General features: G+C 70.4%; 10 protein-coding genes. 6 read left to right on the top strand and 4 right to left on the bottom strand.

Annotated elements, in window-relative coordinates; all coding sequences use genetic code 11:
- The first annotated feature begins 325 nt into the window (after positions 1 to 325).
- The 3 genes from ACQP1S_RS08895 (at position 326) to ACQP1S_RS08905 (ending at position 11,420) form a co-directional block, all read left to right on the top strand.
- A complete protein-coding gene (locus ACQP1S_RS08895; RefSeq protein ID WP_432905061.1) occupies positions 326 to 4,006 on the top strand; it encodes a LamG-like jellyroll fold domain-containing protein in 3,681 nt (1,226 codons plus the stop codon).
- 124 nt (positions 4,007 to 4,130) lie between these two features.
- Entirely contained in the window at positions 4,131 to 11,000 is a 6,870-nt protein-coding gene (locus tag ACQP1S_RS08900) for a polymorphic toxin-type HINT domain-containing protein (RefSeq protein ID WP_432905064.1), read from the top strand.
- A gap of 6 nt (positions 11,001 to 11,006) precedes the next feature.
- Positions 11,007 to 11,420 carry a hypothetical protein gene (locus ACQP1S_RS08905; protein WP_432905067.1) on the top strand — a complete coding sequence of 138 codons (414 nt, stop codon included), beginning with the start codon at positions 11,007 to 11,009 and terminating at the stop codon, positions 11,418 to 11,420.
- Between the two features lie 523 nt (positions 11,421 to 11,943).
- On the opposite strand, the gene ACQP1S_RS08910 is transcribed toward ACQP1S_RS08905, so the two are convergent.
- Positions 11,944 to 12,918, bottom strand: coding sequence for an Acg family FMN-binding oxidoreductase (locus ACQP1S_RS08910; protein ID WP_432905070.1), 975 nt, complete (start codon positions 12,916 to 12,918; stop codon positions 11,944 to 11,946).
- A 320-nt stretch (positions 12,919 to 13,238) separates the two neighbouring features.
- On the opposite strand from ACQP1S_RS08910, the gene ACQP1S_RS08915 reads away from it, so the two are divergent.
- Positions 13,239 to 13,877, top strand: a complete 639-nt coding sequence (locus ACQP1S_RS08915) for a response regulator (protein WP_432905073.1) — start codon at positions 13,239 to 13,241, stop codon at positions 13,875 to 13,877.
- 154 nt (positions 13,878 to 14,031) lie between these two features.
- Here ACQP1S_RS08915 and ACQP1S_RS08920 read toward each other — a convergent pair whose 3' ends face one another.
- Together ACQP1S_RS08920 and ACQP1S_RS08925 are read right to left on the bottom strand one after the other, a co-directional pair.
- Complete coding sequence (locus ACQP1S_RS08920) at positions 14,032 to 15,702, bottom strand: GAF domain-containing protein (protein WP_432907905.1); 1,671 nt, start codon at positions 15,700 to 15,702, stop codon at positions 14,032 to 14,034.
- A 96-nt stretch (positions 15,703 to 15,798) separates the two neighbouring features.
- Entirely contained in the window at positions 15,799 to 16,809 is a 1,011-nt protein-coding gene (locus tag ACQP1S_RS08925; protein WP_432905076.1) for an Acg family FMN-binding oxidoreductase, read from the bottom strand.
- A gap of 133 nt (positions 16,810 to 16,942) precedes the next feature.
- Between ACQP1S_RS08925 and ACQP1S_RS08930 the strand changes: the two genes are divergently transcribed.
- Together ACQP1S_RS08930 and ACQP1S_RS08935 are read left to right on the top strand one after the other, a co-directional pair.
- Positions 16,943 to 17,155, top strand: coding sequence for a hypothetical protein (locus ACQP1S_RS08930; RefSeq protein ID WP_432905079.1), 213 nt, complete (start codon positions 16,943 to 16,945; stop codon positions 17,153 to 17,155).
- Position 17,156: 1 nt separating this feature from the next.
- Positions 17,157 to 17,342: a hypothetical protein gene (locus tag ACQP1S_RS08935; RefSeq protein WP_432905082.1), complete on the top strand. Its 186-nt coding sequence runs from the start codon at positions 17,157 to 17,159 to the stop codon at positions 17,340 to 17,342.
- A gap of 414 nt (positions 17,343 to 17,756) precedes the next feature.
- On the opposite strand, the gene ACQP1S_RS08940 is transcribed toward ACQP1S_RS08935, so the two are convergent.
- A complete protein-coding gene (locus ACQP1S_RS08940) occupies positions 17,757 to 18,623 on the bottom strand; it encodes a universal stress protein (RefSeq protein WP_432905085.1) in 867 nt (288 codons plus the stop codon).
- Between the last annotated feature and the right edge of the window lie 81 nt (positions 18,624 to 18,704).

Below are 18,704 nucleotides of genomic sequence, written 5' to 3' on the forward strand. Positions count from 1 at the left end.
CAATGTAGACAACCAGCGTTAACCGCCCTTAGGGTTCGACCGCTGGTGCTCATCTGCACGGGGGATTCCATGGTGAACGGTGGCTAGCTGCTGCCTGGGCTGGCGCGATTCATCGCCGGGCCCTCGTGGTGGTGCGTCCGGTGGACAGCGTCCACGCGTCCAGGGCTCTCCTCCGCCCGGCGCCGCCGCCCTCGCGCGAACTCGGGAGCCGGTCGCCCTACTCATCCCGTCTGCACATTCTGCCGTTGACTGCGCCCGTGGAGGCATCGTGACACCCGCTCCTACCGACCCCACACGCCTTGGCGGACCGACAGCCGGGCGTCGGGTGACCGCACTCGTCGCCCTGGCCGGACTGCTCGCCGGTTCGGTGGCGACGGGAGCCGGGGCGGCGCAGGCGACGCCGGGGTCCCCTGCGCGGGCGGTGGGCGATGTCTCGGTGGCACCGGATGCGGCCTCGGCGGTGACCGCCGCGAGGCGGTCGGGTCACCGGGTCGAGGTGGGATCCGCCCGCACCGAGTTGACCCAACTGTTCGCCAATCCGTCTGGCGGATTCACCGCCGAGGCGGCGGTGATGCCACAGCGGGTGAAACGCGACGACGGGTCCTGGGTGAACATCGACCTGTCGCTGCGGCGGTCGGCGGACGGCTGGGTGCCGAAGGCCTCGGCGGCACAGGTGCGGTTCTCCGACGGTGGACGCGGCCCGGCGGTGGTGCTGTCGCGCGCCGGCAGGACGTTGTCGTTGTCGTGGCCGGACGGATTGCCGAAGCCGACGGTGTCCGGTGAGGCGGCCACGTACGCGGAGGTGCTTCCCGGCACCGATCTGGTGTTGCGCGCGACGCACACGGGCTTCACCCACGTCTTCGTGGTACGGACACCACAGGCCGCAGCAAACGCGCGCCTACGGGAGTTGCGCTTCGACCTCGGGGGCGAGGCGCAGGTCAGGCAGGGCGCGGGCGGGCGGCTGTCCGCCGTCGTGGACGGCCAGGAGATCGCATCGGCCGAGTCGGCGGTGATGTGGGATTCGACCACGGGGTCGGGCGACGCCGGTCTGGCGGGCAGGGCGTCCGGCGGGACGGTGACCAGGCCGGGGCCCTCGACCAGCTCCACGGCCGCCGTACCCGGTGACCGGGCCAGGACCGCAGCCGTCCGCGCCGAGGTCTCCGACGGGCAGCTGGTCCTCCGCCCCGACCCGCAGCTGCTGACCGGGGGGAAGGCCACCTTCCCGGTGTTCATCGATCCGGCCTGGTCGACGGCGAAGTCCCGGTGGGCCTACGCCACACAGAACAACTCCAACAACACGGATACCACCATCGCCCGGGTCGGTAAGGACCCTGACTCGGGGAAGATCTACCGTTCGTACTTCGACTTCCCGCTGTCCGCCATCAGGGGCAAGCACATCGAGTCCGCGTACGTGCAGATGAAGCTGGACCACTCCTGGTCCTGCACCGACACGCCGACGTACCTGTACCACTCCAACGGCATCGCCTCGACACCGCGCACCACGTGGGCACCCAAGCTGCACAGCCAGAAGTCGACCGCACAGTCCCACGCCAACGAGGGCTTCGGCTGCTCGGACTCTCCCCAGCCGGACATGACTGTCAACTTCACCGGGTCGGCCGTGACGTCGCTCATCCAGACCCATGCCACGAACAACTACTCCAACGTGACCGTGGGGTTCTGCGCCTGTAGTGGCACCGACGGCTCGGGTGAGTCCACCACCGACCGGTGGAAGAAGTTCTGGCCCAACAGCGCGAAGCTCGTCGTCGACTACGACTCGGTGCCCGGCGCGCCGCACAGCCTTCAGGCGTCCGGGGTGGCATGTGCTCCGGGCCAGCGGATCAGCATCGGCACGCTCACTCCCACCTTCTCGGGGATCTTCCCCGACGCCGACAGCACCCAGGCGTTGACGACCGCCTACGAATGGCTGCAGGTCCCCAGCACCGGCACCTATGGAGACTCCACCCCCCGTAAGCCCGCCCCCGCAGGGGCATCCGTGCCGGCGGGCGGTCGTTCCACCACCGCCGCACTGCCCGTGCTGACCCAGGGCCAGGCGTACGCCTTCCGGACCCGGGCCACCGACCCCGCGCCGTACAGCAAGACCAGCGGCTGGTCGGCCTGGTGTGAGTTCCGGGTGGACACCACCGTCCCGCCGGTGGTGGTGACCCGGAACGGCCCTGATGAGCCCACGCCCGGTGAGAAGGTCACCTTCGGCTTCGCCTCCACCGACACCAGCGTGACGAAGTTCCGGTACGGCTGGACCTTCCCTGGCACCATCGAGGTCCCGGCGACCTCCGCCTGTAGCTACCACGTGCCGACGGGCACCAACATCTGCTACCGGATCGGCTCGGTGTCGCTGTCCGTGCCGAAGTACGGCCAGAACACGCTGCACGTCCGGGCGTACGACAGCGCAGGCAACCCCGGTGACGGCTCCGCCGAGTTCATCGCCGGCCGACCGTCGCCGGCGATCGCGCGGTGGGGCCTGGAGACCCTGCCCGGCGTCGGTACGAGCGCGGCCCTGGCGGACGCCCAGCCGGCGCTGGGTGGCGACACCCCGCTGACGGCCAGCAACGTCGAGTGGGCCCCGGACGTGCGGATCGTCAAGGGCGCGACCACCACCTTCAACGGCACCTCGTCGAATCTGCGCACGACGGGGCCGGTGGTCGACACCTCGAAGTCGTACGGCGTCGCGGCATGGGTACGGCTGTCCGCGCTGCCCACCCAGAGCATGGCGATCGCCACCCAGAGTGGCGACTGCGGGTACGGCTTCTTCTTCGGGGTCTACGTCGCGGCGGGCATACCGAAGTGGAACATGACCACCCGTAGCGCCGATTGTGCCGGCACCTACACCTCGGAGAGCGCACCGACTGCGATCACGAGCGCGGACGTCGGGCGGTGGCAGCACCTGGGCTTCTCCTACGACGACCCGGCGAAGTTGATGACCTTGTTCGTCGACGGGGTACCCGTCGCCTCGGCACCCTGGACGAGTGCCTGGAACGCCACCAATGCCTTCCAGATCGGGCGCAATGCTGGCGGCGGCGTCTCGGACAATCTCTTCCGCGGATCGATCGCCCAGATGCAGGTGTACAACCGAGCGCTGGTCCCTCACGACTTCACCGGGCAGCGCCGGGATGAGGAAGGCTCCGGCGGCTTCGACGAGCCCGGGATGCTCAAGCCGACCCGGGTGGGTCAGTGGACCTTCGATGGTGCCACGGGCTGTTACGAGGACAACCCCGCCGACTGGACCCTCTGCACGAGTCCGGAGAACACCGCCTTCGGCCGTCGGCTGGCCCTCACCAAGGGCGTCGACGTCGGCGACGGCAGCCGTGCGAGCTTCCTCTCCTTCGACTCGCAGGCCATCGATGATCCCGCCCAACCGACCGTCGAGTACGGGCGCAGCCAGAACGATCTGCGAAACGATCCGCTGAATCCTGATTGGCAGGACGGGCGGGTGCTGCGTACCGACCAGTCCTTCTCGGTCTCCGCCTGGGTCCAGCCGAGGTCACTCGGCTTTCAGACCGCCGTGTCGCAGATCGGTACGAAGCAGTCCGCGTTCTATCTTGGCCAGCGCATCAGGACTGTGGACGGACAGCCCGTCAACTACTGGTCGTTCAGCGTCTTCGGCGCTGACATCGAACCCATCGGCAGCCGGCTCGCTGAGGCATTCATGACTTCCCGGGTGTTGACCGAGGAAGAGGATCTGTCCCATTGGACCCACCTCGTGGGCGTCCACGACGCATCCCGTCGGCAGGTCCGTCTCTACGTCAATGGTGACCTTGTGAAGGTGACCCCGTTCGGCTCAGGCGCCTTCACCGGAGCCTTCGACGCGACCGGGCCGCTCTATGTCGGTGCCGCGTTGTTTACTCCCGCCGGAGGCGCCACCCAGCTGGTCGACCGTTGGCACGGCGACATCGACGACGTGGGTCTCTACCAGGGTGCGCTGAGTGACAACGACGTCCGTGAGATCAACGAGACCGAAGCCGTCAGGGAAGCCGATGTCACCGGCTGACGGCTCGCCGAGCACCACGCGCACACCCCCGTCAGCCGCGTACGCGATCCCCACTGGGAGTCTGGTGAAAACCTCTGTAGGACGTGCTGCCCCCAGGCGCCGCTTCACCCAGGTGGTCGCGGCGGTGCTCACCTCCGTACTGGTCGTCTCCGGCATGACGGTGCCCGCCCAGGCGTCCCCGGGGTCGGTCACCCTCAGCCGACAGCGGGAGAAGCTCGACCGGGACGGGCAGACCGCCCAGGGGAGGGCTAATCCCACCAGCCCAGCCACCAGCGCGAAGCTGAGCCCGCCGGTGTGGCCCGCTCCAGGCCGGGCGTCGGTGACCCTACCGGCCGTCGACGACGAGCGCCGGGCAGCACCGGCCCGGGTGAAGGCGGGAAAGCTGCCGGTCACGGTGAGCCGGGCACCCGGCGTGGCGGGAGCCGACACGCCAGCGGTCTCGGTGGAGATACTGGACCGGGCCGCCGCACCGGAACGCTGGCGCAACGGCCTGCTGCTGCGGCTCGGCGGGACCGCCGAGGGCAGCGGTGCCGACCGCGCGACCGCCGCGGAGCGATCGAGCGCGGTGACCGTCTCGGTCGACTACCGGGCCTTCCGGAACGCCTTCGGCGGCAACTGGTCGTCCCGGCTGCGGCTGTGGCAGGTGCCGGAGTGCGCGTTGCGGACCCCGGACCGGGCCGGATGCGCGGCGCAGCCGTTGCCCTCGCGCAACGACGGATCGTCGGTGAGCGCCGAGGTGCCCCTCGGTGCGGATGTTGCCGGTCGGGCCGGGACTACGGCTCCGTCGCTGGTCGCGCTGGCCGCCGGCGCGTCCGGTCCCGAGGGCGACTTCGCGGCCACCCCGATGTCGGCGAGCGCGACCTGGTCGGCCGGCACCTCGACGGGTGGCTTCTCCTGGTCGTACCCGATGCGGATGCCGCCGACGATCGGCGGCCCCGCGCCCAGCCTCGGACTCTCCTACACCTCCGACAAGGTGGACGGGCAGTCCGACGCGTCCAACAGCCAGCCGTCCTGGGTCGGTGAGGGTTTCGACCTCTGGTCGGGCTATATCGAGCGCAGCTACGTGCCGTGTGCCGACGACATGTCCGGCGGCAACAACAGCACCAACCGCACCGGTGACCAGTGCTGGCGTTCGGACAACGCCACCATGTCGCTCAACGGGCGGGGCGGCGAGTTGGTCTACGAGGCGGGCAAGGGCTGGCACAGCCGCAACGAGGACGGCTCCAAGATCGAGAAGATTGGTGGGGCGACCAACGGCGACAACGACGGCGAGCACTGGAAGGTGACCACGCCGGACGGTGTGCAGTACTTCTTCGGCCGCAACAACCTCCCGGGGCAGAGCACCGCGACGAACTCCGCCTGGACCGTGCCGGTGGCCGGCAACCACCCGAACGAGCCCTGCAACGTGTCGTCGTTCGCGTCGTCCTTCTGCGACCAGGCGTGGCGGTGGAACCTCGACTACGTCGTCGACCCCCGCGGCAACACCGTGTCGTACTGGTATGACAAGGAACTCAACCGGTACGCCAAGAACGCCACCTCCACCAACAAGGCCGAGTACGTGCGCGGCGGCGTGCTCAAGCGGATCGACTACGGCACCTGGGACCGTGGCACCAGTGACCGGTCGGTGACCCCGCTGGCACAGGTGCTGCTGGAGACACAGGACCGGTGCGCGGCGGACTGCCAGACCCACGACGCCGCACACTGGAAGGACGTCCCGTGGGACCAGGACTGCGCCTCGGGGGCGGCGAACTGCGGGGAGAACTACGGCCCGACGTTCTGGACCACGAAGCGGCTGTCGAAGGTCACCACCCAGGTCTGGGACACCACGAAGACCACGCCCGCCTGGCAGCCGGTCGACTCGTGGACCCTGGGACACACCTATCCGGCGGTCGGTGACGGCAGTGACCACGCCGGCATGTGGCTCACCTCGCTCGTGCACCAGGGTCTGGTCGGCGGCACCGCGACCATGCCACCGGTGACGTTCGAGCCGGTGTCGATGCCCAACCGGGTGCTCACCAAGAACAACACCAGCAACAACCGGATGCGGATCGGCAACATCCTCACCGAGACCGGCGGCAAGATCCAGGTCAGCTACAGCCAGCGCGACTGCACCTCCACCAGTCTGCCGTCCGCGCCGGAGACCAACACCCGCCGCTGCTATCCCGTGGTCGGCCCGGACCCGTCCGACGCCGACGTCGAACTCACCGAGTACTGGCACAAGTACGTCGTCACGCAGGTCTCCGAGTCCGACATCAAGGTGATGGTCGGCAGCACCGACCACGGCCAGCCGGTGCAGAACACCTACTACAGCTACCTCGGCACCCCGGCCTGGCACTTCGCCGACGACAACGGCCTGGTCAAGCCGAAGCGCAAGACCTGGAACCAGTTCCGTGGCTACGGCCAGGTCGAGGTGCGCAAGGGCGACGCCCCGGCGCAGACCCTGACCCGGACCACCTTCCTGCGCGGCATGCACGGCGACCGGGTGAGCAGGTCGGGCAACGCCAAGCGCACCGTCACCGTGGCCGCCAGCCTGGGCACCGAGACGGTGTACGACGAGGACCAGTTCGCCGGCATGGTCCGGGAACAGGTCGTCTACAACGGCGTCGACACCAAGCCGGTCTCCAAGACGGTCAACGTGCCGTGGCGTTCACCGGCCACCGCGACCCGCACCATCAACGACGACGAGGTCACCGCCCGGTACACCAACACCCGGGTCGCCTACAACGCCACCGCGCTGGGCGTCGACGGGGCCGGGGGCTGGCGGACCGCGCGGACCGTGTCGACCTTCAATGACACGTACGGCACCACCGACACCATCCAGGCCGACGGGGACGTCGCCAGCACCGGCGACGAGAAGTGCACCACCTACCTCTACAACCGGAACGCCACCGCCAACATCCTGCAGACCGTCAAGCAGATCACCGTCAAGGCGGTGCCCTGCGCGACCGCGCCGGCAACCCAGGCCGACATCGTCGCCGACGAGCGGAAGTTCTACGACGGCGCGAGCAGCGTCGACACCGCGCCGATCCGGGGTGAGGTCACCCGGATCGACAAGCTCAAGGACTGGTCGTCCGCGGGCGGCACCGTCTGGCAGACCACCAGCCAGGCCACCTTCGACGCGTACGGCCGGCCGCTGACCGCCACCGACAACCGCGGTCGGACGGTGACCACCGTGTACACCCCGGCCACCGGCGGGCCGGTGACCACGGTGACCACCAGGACGCCGGACCCGAACGGTGGCACCGCCGACTGGGTCAACACCATCGACACCCGGCCCTACTGGGGTCAACCCGTCCGCACCACCGACTACAACGGCCGTCTCGCCGACCTGGAGTACGACCCGATGGGTCGACTCGCCAAGGGCTGGGAGGTCGGCTGGGCGAAGGTGGACCATCCGACGACCCCGTCGGTCGAGCACACCTACTCGTACGCGCCGAACCGGGACGCCTACCCGTACACGAAGACCCGCAAGCTGCACGCGGGCGGCGGCTATCTCACCTCGTACGAGATCAAGGACGCCTTCCTGCGTCCCCGGCAGACGCAGACCGCCGGGGTCGGCGGCGACCGGGTGGTCACCGACACCCTGTACGACGCGACCGGCCGCGCGGCCACCAGCTACCAGGCGCACGCCGAGCCGGGCACGCCCGAGGGCGCGCTCTGGTGGGAGCCGGAGTGGTCCGTGCCGACGGTCACCAGGACGCTGCACGACAACGCCTCCCGCGCCACCGACCAGATCCTCTTCGGCACCGACGGCGTCACCAACCTGGTGGAGAAGTGGCGCACCACGACGAAGTACCTGGGTGACTCGGTCAAGGTGACCCCGCCGGAGGGCGGCACGGTCACCACCACGAAGACCGACATCGAAGGCCGGACCATCGAGCTGCGCCAGCAGACCGACGACGCCCAGGCCACCCCCGATCTCGTCACGACGTACGCCTACAACCGCAAGGGTCAGCTCGCCAAGGTCACCGACACCGACGGCAACGAGTGGGTGAACACCTACGACGTCAAGGGCCGGCAGATCACCGCGAAGGACCCGGACAAGGGCACCACCCAGACGACCTACACGGTGTACGACGAGGTGGAGACGACCACCGACCTCAACAACACCGTGCTGGTCAACGAGTACGACGGGATGGGTCGGCGCAAGGCGCTCTACACCGGCAGCGTCGCCGCGGCGAACAAGTTGGCCGAGTGGAAGTACGACAAGCTCTACACCGGGCAGACGCTGCGCGGCCAGCTGACCGAGAGCATCCGCTACGAGTCGGCCGGCTCCACCAACGCCTACAAGTGGCAGGCGCGGACCTTCAACACCCGCTACCAGCCGACCGGCGCGAACTACGTGATCCCCGCCAACGAGGGCAGCGGCCTGGCCGGCACCTGGATCTACAGTTACGGCTACTCGTCGTACGACGGCAGCCCCACCAGCATCACCTATCCGGCCGCCGGGGGCCTGACCGCCGAGACGGTGCAGACCGGGTACGACGCGACGACCGGCCTGCCGACCCAGCTGTCCTCCAACCTGACCAACGTCGGCCGCTACGTGATCGGGCAGGACTACACCCGCTACGGCGAGCCCACGCTGACCACCCGCAAGACCGACGGCGGGGTCTACGTCCAGGACGACACCTACTACGACGCGGTGACCCGCCGGGTGACCCGCACGACGGTCAAGCCGGAGACGGCCACCGGCCGGGTCAGCGACACCAACTACGAATACGACGCTGCGGGCAACATGCTGTCGATCGCCGACACGCCCCAGGTCGGGGTGGCTGACACGCAGTGTTTCCGCTATGACGAGCTGCGCCGGATGCGGCACGCCTGGACCCCGAAGGCCGGTGTCGACTGCGCCGCCGACCCGAAGGTCGCCGACCTCGGCGGACCGGCCCAGTACTGGCACGAGTGGACCCTCGACGAGGTCGGCAACCGGAGCACCGAGAAGGTGCACACGGCCGCCGGCGACACCGTCCGGACGTACACCACGCCCACCGGCGGCGCGAACGTCGTCCGTCCGCACGCCGTCACCTCGGTCCTGACCGAGGTGCCCGGTCAGGCCGACGTCACCACCAACTACAGCTACGACAACGTCGGCAACATGCGCTGTCGGCCCGTCAGCGGTGCCGCGAACAACTGCACGACCGGCGCGAACTCCCAGACCCTGAACTGGAACGCCGAGGGCAGGCTCGCTTCGGTGAGCGTCGGCGGGCAGACCGTCGAGACCAACATCTACGACGCCGACGGTGCCCGGCTGGTCCGGCGGGACACCACCGGCACCACCCTCTACCTGCCCGGCCAGGAGATCCGGCGGGACAACAGCTCCATCGTCACCGGCACCCGCTACTACAGCTTCGCCGGCAAACTGGTCGGCAACCGTACGCCGACCGCGTTGACCTGGCTCTTCTCCGATCACCAGGGCACCCAGCAGACGGCCGTCAACGCCGCCACCCAGGCGGTGACGATCCGCCGGCAGACCCCGTACGGCGACCCCCGTGGCAACCCGCCGCTCTGGACCAACAGCAAGGGCTTCGTCGGCGGCGACAAGGACCCCACCGGCCTGACCCACATCGGGGCCCGACAGTACGACGCCGGCCTCGGTCGGTTCGTCTCGGTCGACCCGGTGCAGGACCTGGCCGACCCGCAGCAGTGGAACGCCTACGCCTACAGCAACAACAGCCCGATCACCTTCTCCGACCCGACCGGCCTCAAGGCGTGTGCCGACGATGCCTGCCACAGCGGCGACTTCGAGGACATGTTCGGCAACTTCCACGACGGCGCGGCGAACAACGATGGCTGTAACGGCAAGTGTGGCGACGACGACTGGGCTGAGGCCCAGGCGGCCAACAATGCCGGTGGGGGCAACGGCGGTGGGGGCGGAAAGGGGGGCGGCAAAAACGGTGCTCCCACCAACGAGCAGATCAAACGGGCCAACGAGATCAAGAAGCAGAACGCGGTCTCGATCATCATCAAGGCCGGTGGTGAGCTTCTACTCGATTTCTTTGGCGTCAAAGACATCCTGGACTGCATCCACGGTGACCTGGCGGCATGTGCCTGGTCGCTCGTCGGCATGCTGCCGATCGGCAAGGCCATCCAACTAGCCCGCAAGGCCGGTTCGGCAGTCAAGCTGATCGGCCGGGCCGCCAAAGCCCTTATCAAGTGGTCCGATGAGACGAAGTGGGCCGATGATGTCATCGAGCAGGCCTCGTGTCAGATAAAGCGGCACAGCTTCGTTCCTTCGACCAAGGTGGTGATGGCCGCCGGCGGCACCAAGGCCATCGGTGAGTTGAAGGAAGGCGACGAGGTCGTCGCCACGGACCCCGAGACGGGCCGGACGGAGGACCGGGAGGTCACCCGGACCCACCGTCACGAGGACACCGAGCTGACCGACCTGCGGGTCGCGGCGGCCGGCAAGCAGACCACCATCGAGACCACCCAGCACCACCCGTTCTGGAGCGAGACCCGCCACGACTGGGTCGACGCCAAGGAGCTGCGGGTGGGGGAGCGGCTGCGGTCGCTCGACGGTAAGCGGGTGACGCTGCGGGCCTCGCGCTCGTACACGGCCACGAAGGTCATGCACGACCTGACCGTCGCCGACATCCACACGTACTATGTGCTCGCCGGCAAAACGCCGGTCCTCGTACACAACTGCGGCGGTGGAACCCTTTATCGAAGTGACACTCGTGGTCCAGATGAGATCTTTGAGGCTGGATTCGAGCCGCGAGGTAACAACATGGACCTGATGGAACATGCATCGGGGTGGTCTCGGGATTCCGGATACGTGGCTACAACAACAAGTGAGCGGGTTGCTATTGGGCGCGGTGGTAACGTCTACGAGGTTCGTGCGAGTGGGCGGGACGTGAACAAAGAGTTCCCTGGTAACCCGTTTTCCCATGAACGAGAGATTGCTGTGCCAGGTCGAATAGGCCCCGAGTGTATCGTCTCGTGTCGGCTGCCCGACGGTACGCGAATTGCGAATCCCAACTATGGAGGAAGGTGAGACGAGGTGGCCGGACCTCATTTCGACCTTCTGGCCTGCGGAAACGGTGATCCAAGCGGCGTTGAGGTTGCTCTCAGTGTCGTGTCGGAGAACCCTGCTGTGATCATGGCTCGAATAGGTGGTGATGAGGAGCGGCGTTTTCCGGGAGTTGATCTGTTTGACTGCCTGCTCTCACTACGCGAGGCACTTGAGAAGAAGGGTCTCCTGTTGTGTTGCCAGGGGGCGAGGAGAAATGTAAGTCCGTCCGGGATGACGCGGCAGATGAGCAACGGAAGATTGGCTTATTGCCTCAGGCCCGAAGTTCGAGCATCCGACGAAGACTTGGTAGACGTCTTCGCGCCGGCTGACTGTGCAGACGTCGCCTCCATCGCCGAACAGAAAGCAGAGATTAGGAGGATTTTTCGCACGTCGTTTGGCTGATGGAATGCCGGCATGGCTCTGTCGCTGATGGTGATGGAGCCATGCCGGTACGCGTTGAGAGACGCTGGTGTGCGTGTGGGCTGCTGTCAAGAGCGAGTAACTCTTCTATATACCTCGAATTACGGCTGCCTTCGGGGCTGTGGCAGGTTGCGAGTTCCCCGGTGGCTGCCGCGTAGCGGTGCGGCGTCGATCCCCGGAACCACATGCTCAGGTGGTCGGTGAAGGGATCGTCACGGCCTCGGCCAGTGATCGTCCAGGCGCAAGGATGAATAGGCCGCTGTTGGTGGGCGTCCGAGCAGCCCGGTGCAACCTGGGGCCGAGCTTGATCCTGTGGATCAGTTTTGAGCCAGTCGGTCTTGGCCGAGGGGTCTTGGCTCGGCTGGCTCAATGCTTGGTGCGCGATTGCGGGCTTTTGGCGGGGCCTGCTCGTCGTGGCTGAGGGAGTGTGGCGAGATCTACGCAGTCCCCGCCCCCGAAGCCGTCGCCCGTGAAGGGTAGTCGGACTGCTCGAGGAGAGCGGTAGTCAGCGCGGTGCCACCGCCACGTCCAGCACCTCGTCGACGCTCCGCCTCGGCGTAGCCACCCCCGGCTGGCCGTACCCGATCCGCATTACCATCTGCGGCGTGCCGAAACGCCCCAGCGACAGCCGCAGCGCCTCCCGCGCCCCCGACACCTCGATCGGCTGGGACAGCATCGACACCGCCAGCCCCGAATCGGTCGCGGTCAGCAACACCCGTTGCAACGCCTGCCCGGCCAGCACCTGGTCGACGACCGTGTTGCCGGCCGCGCCGAGCACCGCCACCAGCGGTTCCGGCTCGAAGTCGCGGCCGGGGGCCCGATCGAGGCCGCCGAAGCCCCGCGACGGCAGCAGGTCCTGCGGCTCGGTCTGCGGTCCGCCGGCGCGGGCCGGGACCCCGTCGGGGGCGGGCTCGGTGCGGACCCAGTCGGCGCGTTCGGCGCGGTAGGCGGGGTCGCGTTCGAGGACCCGGTGGGCGCTGCGGGCGACCTCGGCGAAGGCGTTGACGGCGCTCACCCCGATCACCAGTTCCAGCCAGCACTGCTCGGCGCGGGCGGCCTCACCGAGCCGCCAACGGGCGTCGGCCGGCACCGGGTCGGGCCAGAACGGCGCCCGGTTGCTGAACCGGCGCGGGATGGCCGCGTAGAGGCTCTGCTCGGTCGGGGTGGGGCGGCGCGGCAGTTCCGGGGCCAGCCGGGCCAGCACGTCCGGGTCGGCCGGGTACGGTCGCAGCCGGACGGTCGCCGGGGTGCCCGCCACGGCCAGGGACAACCGCAGGTTGAACAGGGCGGCCCCACCGGCGATCCGGGTGCCCCAGCCGCTCGGGTCGGTGGCCGGTAGCCGGCGGGCCGGGTCGACGGACAGCTCGATCCCGCCGTCGCGCAGCCGGAACCGCCACGGCTGGGTGTTGTGCAGGGAGGGTGCGCGGACGGCGTCCGCGACGGCGGCCCGTAGCTGTTCCTCGGTGTACCCGGTGCCCATGGTCGTGCTCCTTCCGTGGCGGTTCGTGCCGCTCCACCCCGAGCGGGGAACGCGTCGCCCCGGTCGGCCGACGCCGACCCGGTTCCCGGTGGTGGCTCCCCTCCACGGTCCGTCACCCGGGCGTGGGCCGGGCAGGGCCGGACGTCCCGACCCGCCGGGCCGCCCTCCCCGACCCGCCGGGTGCCCTCGATCCGACCTGGCCATCCTGCGCGCGCAACACAGTGCCGCCCCGGTCGCCGGGCGGCACTTCCCGGCCCGACGCGCCAGGTTAGGGACCTTCGACCCGTGCACCGGCCGGTTCGGGCGGGTAGAAACGAGGGATGATCCGGGTGTTCCTCCTCGACGACCACGAAGTCGTCCGCCGTGGCCTTGCCGACCTGTTGCAGAGCAGCGGCGACATCGAAGTGGTCGGCGAGTCCGGCTCCGCGCAGGAGGCGTCCCGACGCATTCCCGCCCTCCGTCCCGACGTGGCGATCCTCGACGCCCGGCTGCCCGACGGCAACGGCATCGACGTGTGCCGGGACGTCCGGGCGGTCGACTCGTCGATCAAGGGGCTGATCCTCACCTCGTACGAGGACGACGAGGCGCTGTTCGCCGCGATCATGGCGGGTGCGGCGGGTTACGTGCTCAAGCAGATCCGGGGCACCGACCTGGTGGACGCGGTCCGTCGGGTCGCGGCCGGGCAGTCGCTGCTCGACCCGGCGATCACCACCCGGGTGCTGGAGCGCATCCGCAGCGGCGTCGAGCAGCCCCGCGAGCTGAAGAGTCTCACCGAGCAGGAGCGCCGCATCCTGGAGTACGTGGCGGAGGGGCTGACCAACCGGGAGATCGCCGGCAAGATGTTCCTGGCGGAAAAGACGGTGAAGAACTACGTCTCCAGCGTGCTGGCCAAGCTGGGCCTGGAACGCCGCACCCAGGCCGCCGTCCTCGCCACCCGCCTCCTCGGCCAACGCCACTGACCCACCGGCCGACGTTATCGGCCGCCGCCACGGCCGGAAGCGACCCTCCGGGCGCGGCCCGAGGCGACCCGGCTCACCGGCCCCACCGGCCCCACCGGCTGCCGGGCGACGGCACGCGAACCGCCGGGCCGCCCAGGAGCAGCCAGCTTCCAGCTCAGTCGCGCAGCGGGACCGACCAGCAGAGCTGGGTGCCGTGCGGGTGGACCCGGCGCACCTCGAACTCGCCGCCGTGGCGCTCGGCGCGCTCCCGCAGGTTCACCAGGCCGCCCCGGGCGGCGGCCGGGTCACAGCCCACCCCGTCGTCGGTGACCGTCACGGTGACCCGGCCGGCGTCCACCCGGACGGCGACGGCGACCCGGTCGGCCTCGGCGTGGCGTACCGTGTTGGACAGCGCCTCGCGGAGCACGGCGGTGAGGTCGGGACGGACCGGTTCCGGCACGGCGCTGTCGATCGGGCCGTCCAGCTCCACGGCGGGGCGGAAGCCGAGCGACCCGGCGGCCACGTCGATCGCCTCCCGGATCTCGGTGCGCAGCGCCGCGCTCATCGGGGTACGCAGCTCAAAAATGGTGCGGCGGATGTCCCGGATGGTGGCGTCGAGGTCGTCGACGGCCGCGTTGATCCGCTTGGCGACGTCCGGCCGGGCGTGCATCGCGCCGCTCTGCAGTTGCAGGCCGGTGGCGAACAGCCGCTGGATCACCACGTCGTGCAGGTCCCGGGCGATCCGCTCGCGGTCCTCCAGGACCACCAGCAGCTCCCGTTCCTCCTGGCCCCGGGCCCGTTCCATGGCCAGGGCCGCTTGACCGGCGAAGCTGGCCAGCAGGGTGACGTCGGCGTCGGCGGCCCGGCCGGAGTCGGGCGGGTGGGCGACCACCAGCACCCCGTGCAGGGTGTCGGCGGCGGCGAGCGGGGAGACCACGGCCGGGCCGGCGACCACCGGCACCGGCCAGGGCGCCGCCTCGGCCAGATTGTCGAGCAGTTCGCGGCGACGCTCGGTCACCGAGCCGGCGAAGCTGGTCTCGCTGGCCGGCAGTACCGCGCCGACCAGCCCCTCGGCGTCACCGTCGGCGGAGTCGACCACCTCGACGGTGAACTGGCCGGCGTCCTCGTCATAGAGCAGCACCAGCGCCAGCTCCGCCTCGGCGACCTCCCGGGCCCGCCGGGCCACCAGGGTCAACGCGTCGGTACGACGCACCTCGCCGAGCAGCACCGAGGTGATCTCGGCGGTGGCGGCCAGCCAGCGTTCCCGGCGGTGGGCCAGTGCGTAGAGCCGGGCGTTCTCGATGGCCACCCCGGCGGCGGCGGCCAGCGCCACGACGATCTCCTCGTCGTCCTCGGTGAACTCCGGGGCGCCCTGCTTCTCGGCCAGGTAGAGGTTGCCGAAGACCTGGTCGCGGATGCGTACCGGCACGCCGAGGAAGCTGTGCATCGGCGGGTGGTGCGGCGGGAAGCCGTACGACTGGGGGTGTTGGGTGATGTCCGGCATGCGGACCGGGCGGGGCTCGTCGATCAGCAGGCCGAGCACCCCCCGCCCGTGCGGCAGGTCACCGATCCTGGCGTGCAGCTCGGCGTCGATGCCGTGGGTGATGAAGTCGTGCAGCAGCCGGTCGGGCCCGATCACGCCGAGCGCGCCGTAACGGGCCCCGACCAGCTCGCAGGCCGCCTGCACGATCCGTTGCAGGGTGCTGCGCAGGTCGAGGTCGGTGCCGATGCCGACCACCGCGTCGAGCAGGGCCCGCAGTCGCTCCCGGCTGGTCACCACGTCGCCGACCCGGTCCAGCATCTCCTGGAGCAACTCGTCCAGGCGGACCCGGGACAACGGGCTCAGCCCCAACGACGGGGTCGGATGTTCGTTGCGGGGAGTCGGGGTGCTGGCGGCCACGCGGGCGATGTTACCGCCCGGTGACCGCACGACACGAGATCGTCAGGCCTGCTGGTCGCGGACCGCGGAGGTGTCCACCACCTGCGCGGCGGGCAACCGCGGGGTGTGCGGCGGGCCGGCGTGTGCCGGGTCCGCGAGCCCGATCCGCAGCACCAGGTACGGGTAGCCGAGCCCGCTGAGCAGCTGACGCAGCGTCTGCCGGGTGCCGGGCACCTCGACCACGCCGGACAGCGGCACCACCGACGCCCCGTGCCGGGTGGCGGCGAGCCAGAGCGCGGAGAGCGCCTCGCCGGCCCGCAGCCAGCTGTCCGGTTCGTCCTCGTCGCCGTAGAGCAGCCCGTACACGGCGGCCTTGTCGTGCCCCGGCCCCACCGGCAGGTTGCCGGGGCTGCCGAAGTCGCGGGCCGGGACGGTGGTCTGCGGCTGGTCCTGCGGCAGCACCTCCGGCGGCAGGCCGGTGCCGGTGCCGGCCCGGTGGGTCCAGTACTGCAACTCCTCGCGGGTCTGCGGGTCCTCCGCCTCCACCGTGCCGGCGTGCGAGGCGGTCGCGGCCAACTCCATCACCTGGTCGGCGTCGAGGATCTGCAACCGGGAATCCTCGTCGTCCGCCGCGCGGGTGATGTCGTCGATCGCCTCGGCGGGCACCGGCTCGTCGCTGACCGGTCGACGGTCGGTGTGCCGCACCTGCATGCACTGCACCAGACGCATCGCGTCCGGGTCGGCCCCGGAGCGGCTCAGACCGGTCAACCGGGCCAGCAGGTCCGGCTGCTGCGGGTCGGGCAGCCGCTCGACCACCGCCGTCCAGCCCTCGGCGGCCAACGCCACCCGGGCGTGGTGCAGCGCCGCGCCGCAGCTCAGCGCCAGCAGGCGTCCCTCCGGGTCGGCGGCGGTGAGCTGCCGGTCCCGGACCACCCGCAGTTCGAGCGCGTCCGGCAGGACCCGCCAGCGCCACGGCTGCGTGTTGTGCACCGACGGGGCGTGGCCGGCCGTCGCGGCTGCCTCCGCGAGCGCGGTGGTCAGCGGGCGGTCCGTCGCGGGCGTCTGGTGGCTCATCGGTACGACCTTTCCGTTTCTCCCATCGTGCCCCACCCGGTCGGTCCACGGGCGGGGATACCGTCCCATCCTGCCCCGCCCACCCCGTCCCGGGCATGGGCGGCAGGTCCCACCCGGACGGGCATTTCGGCCCGTGGTTTCTCTGTTCGGTGTCGCCGGCGCGGTGCGTTGGGACGATCCGCAGGTGTGCGCGGAACAGCGGGGGTGCGTTCCGGAGCGGCCGGTCGGCGGGCACCGGGTGTGCTGGCGCGAGTGGACGCCGCTGACCCTGCTCGCCGGGGCGGTGCTGGTCGGGGCGGCACTGTGGGCGCCGGTCGACGTGGCCCGGCCGACGGGGCCCGGCTGACGTGGCCCGGCTGACGTGGCCCGGCCGACGGGGTCTGGCGCTGGTGACCCTGGTGGCGTTGGTGCCGGCGGTCTGGACGGTGCTGCGGCAGCGGTTCGGGGTGGACGTGATCGCCGTGCTGGCGTTGGCCGGCGCGACCCGCCTGACCCATCCCGCCCTAGCCGCCCCGCCTGACGCACCGGCCTGAGCTGCCCTGCTCTGAGCTGCCTGCTCTGAGCTGCCTGCTCTGAGCTGCCTGCTCTGAGCCGCCCGCTCTGAGCCGCCGGTGGCCGCCGCGATCCCCCGTCCGATCCCGGCCCGACCTGCCGACCCCGCTGGCTCCTGGCCCCGCCGGCCGTCGACACTCCGCTGCGACGCACTCCGCCTGGCCCCATCCCGGCCTTGATCGACTCGCTTGGGCCGATGTTGCGGTGACCTGGCGACCTGATACCGCAACATCGACCCAAGCGAGTCGATCATGCTTCCGTGGACCCGTGGACCCGTGGACCCGTGGACCCGTGGACCCGTGGACCCGTCGGCCCGTGGACCCGTCGGCCCGTCGGCCCGTCGGCCCGTGGACCCGTCGGCCGGGCGGGTGGGGCCGGGGTCGGGGTTGGGGTGGTCAGCGTTCGCGGACGACCGCGACCGGGCAGTGCGCGTGCTGGATGAGCTGCTGGCCGACGGAGCCGAGGAGCATCCCGCGCAGGCCGCCCCGGCCCCGGCTGCCGACCACCACCAGTTGCGCGTCCCGGCTCGCCTCGACCAGCGCGGCGGCCGGTCGGGCCGGTGCGATCTCCACCGTGACCGGGACCTCGGGGAAGGTCTCCCGCCATCCGGCGAGGGCTTCCTCGATCTCGGCCCGGTCCGCCGCGAGTCTGGCCTCGGCGTCGGGGTCGGAGGGCCGCCAGCGGTCGTCCGGCGGTTCGAAGGCCCGCAGCACCCGCAGCGGGGCGTCCCGCTGGGCGGCCCGTTCGACGGCGAATCCGAGCGCCGTGCCGGCCTGCGCGGAGCCGTCGAAGCCGACCACCACCGGGCCTTCGGCCTTGGCCTGCGCCTCCCGGGCCACCACCACCGGGCAGTGCCCGTGGGCGGCCACCGGCACCGCCGTGGAGCCGGCGAGCAGGCCGGTGAAGCCGCCGTGGCCCCGGCTGCCGAGCACCAGCAGACCGGCCTCGGCGGAGCGTTCCTCCAGCACCAGGGCGGGCGGGCCGTCGAAGACCTCACCGTGCACGGTGACGCCGGGCCACGCGGCGGTGGCGTCCGAGGCGGCCTTGTGCACCAGCTCCTCGACCTGCCGCCGGGCGTTGTCGTCCGGCCAGATCCCGGGGGCCACCCCGGGGCCGACCCAACCGGCGACGGTCAGCCACTCGAAGACGTACGCCAGGCGGACCGGGCGGCCGCTGCGCCGCGCCTCGGCCAGCGCCCAGTCCACGGCGACTCCCGCGTCGGGGGACCCGTCATAGCCGACCAGGATCTCGTCGGTGTTCATCGTCTCGTCCTTTCCTGGATGCCGGTCACGCGGTGCTGGTCAGGGGGTGGGTGGTCACGGGTGGGGGACCGGCCGGGGTCC

Source organism: Micromonospora matsumotoense, assembly GCF_050951065.1.
Lineage (GTDB): Bacteria > Actinomycetota > Actinomycetes > Mycobacteriales > Micromonosporaceae > Micromonospora > Micromonospora matsumotoensis.

What these genes read in the sequence shown, in the direction of transcription:
- ACQP1S_RS08910 (WP_432905070.1), bottom strand. Translation starts at nt 12,918, where the DNA reads ATGGGCACCGGGTACACCGAGGAACAGCTACGGGCCGCCGTCGCGGAC.
- ACQP1S_RS08915 (WP_432905073.1), top strand. Translation starts at nt 13,239, where the DNA reads ATGATCCGGGTGTTCCTCCTCGACGACCACGAAGTCGTCCGCCGTGGC.
- ACQP1S_RS08925 (WP_432905076.1), bottom strand. Translation starts at nt 16,809, where the DNA reads ATGAGCCACCAGACGCCCGCGACGGACCGCCCGCTGACCACCGCGCTC.
- ACQP1S_RS08940 (WP_432905085.1), bottom strand. Translation starts at nt 18,623, where the DNA reads ATGAACACCGACGAGATCCTGGTCGGCTATGACGGGTCCCCCGACGCG.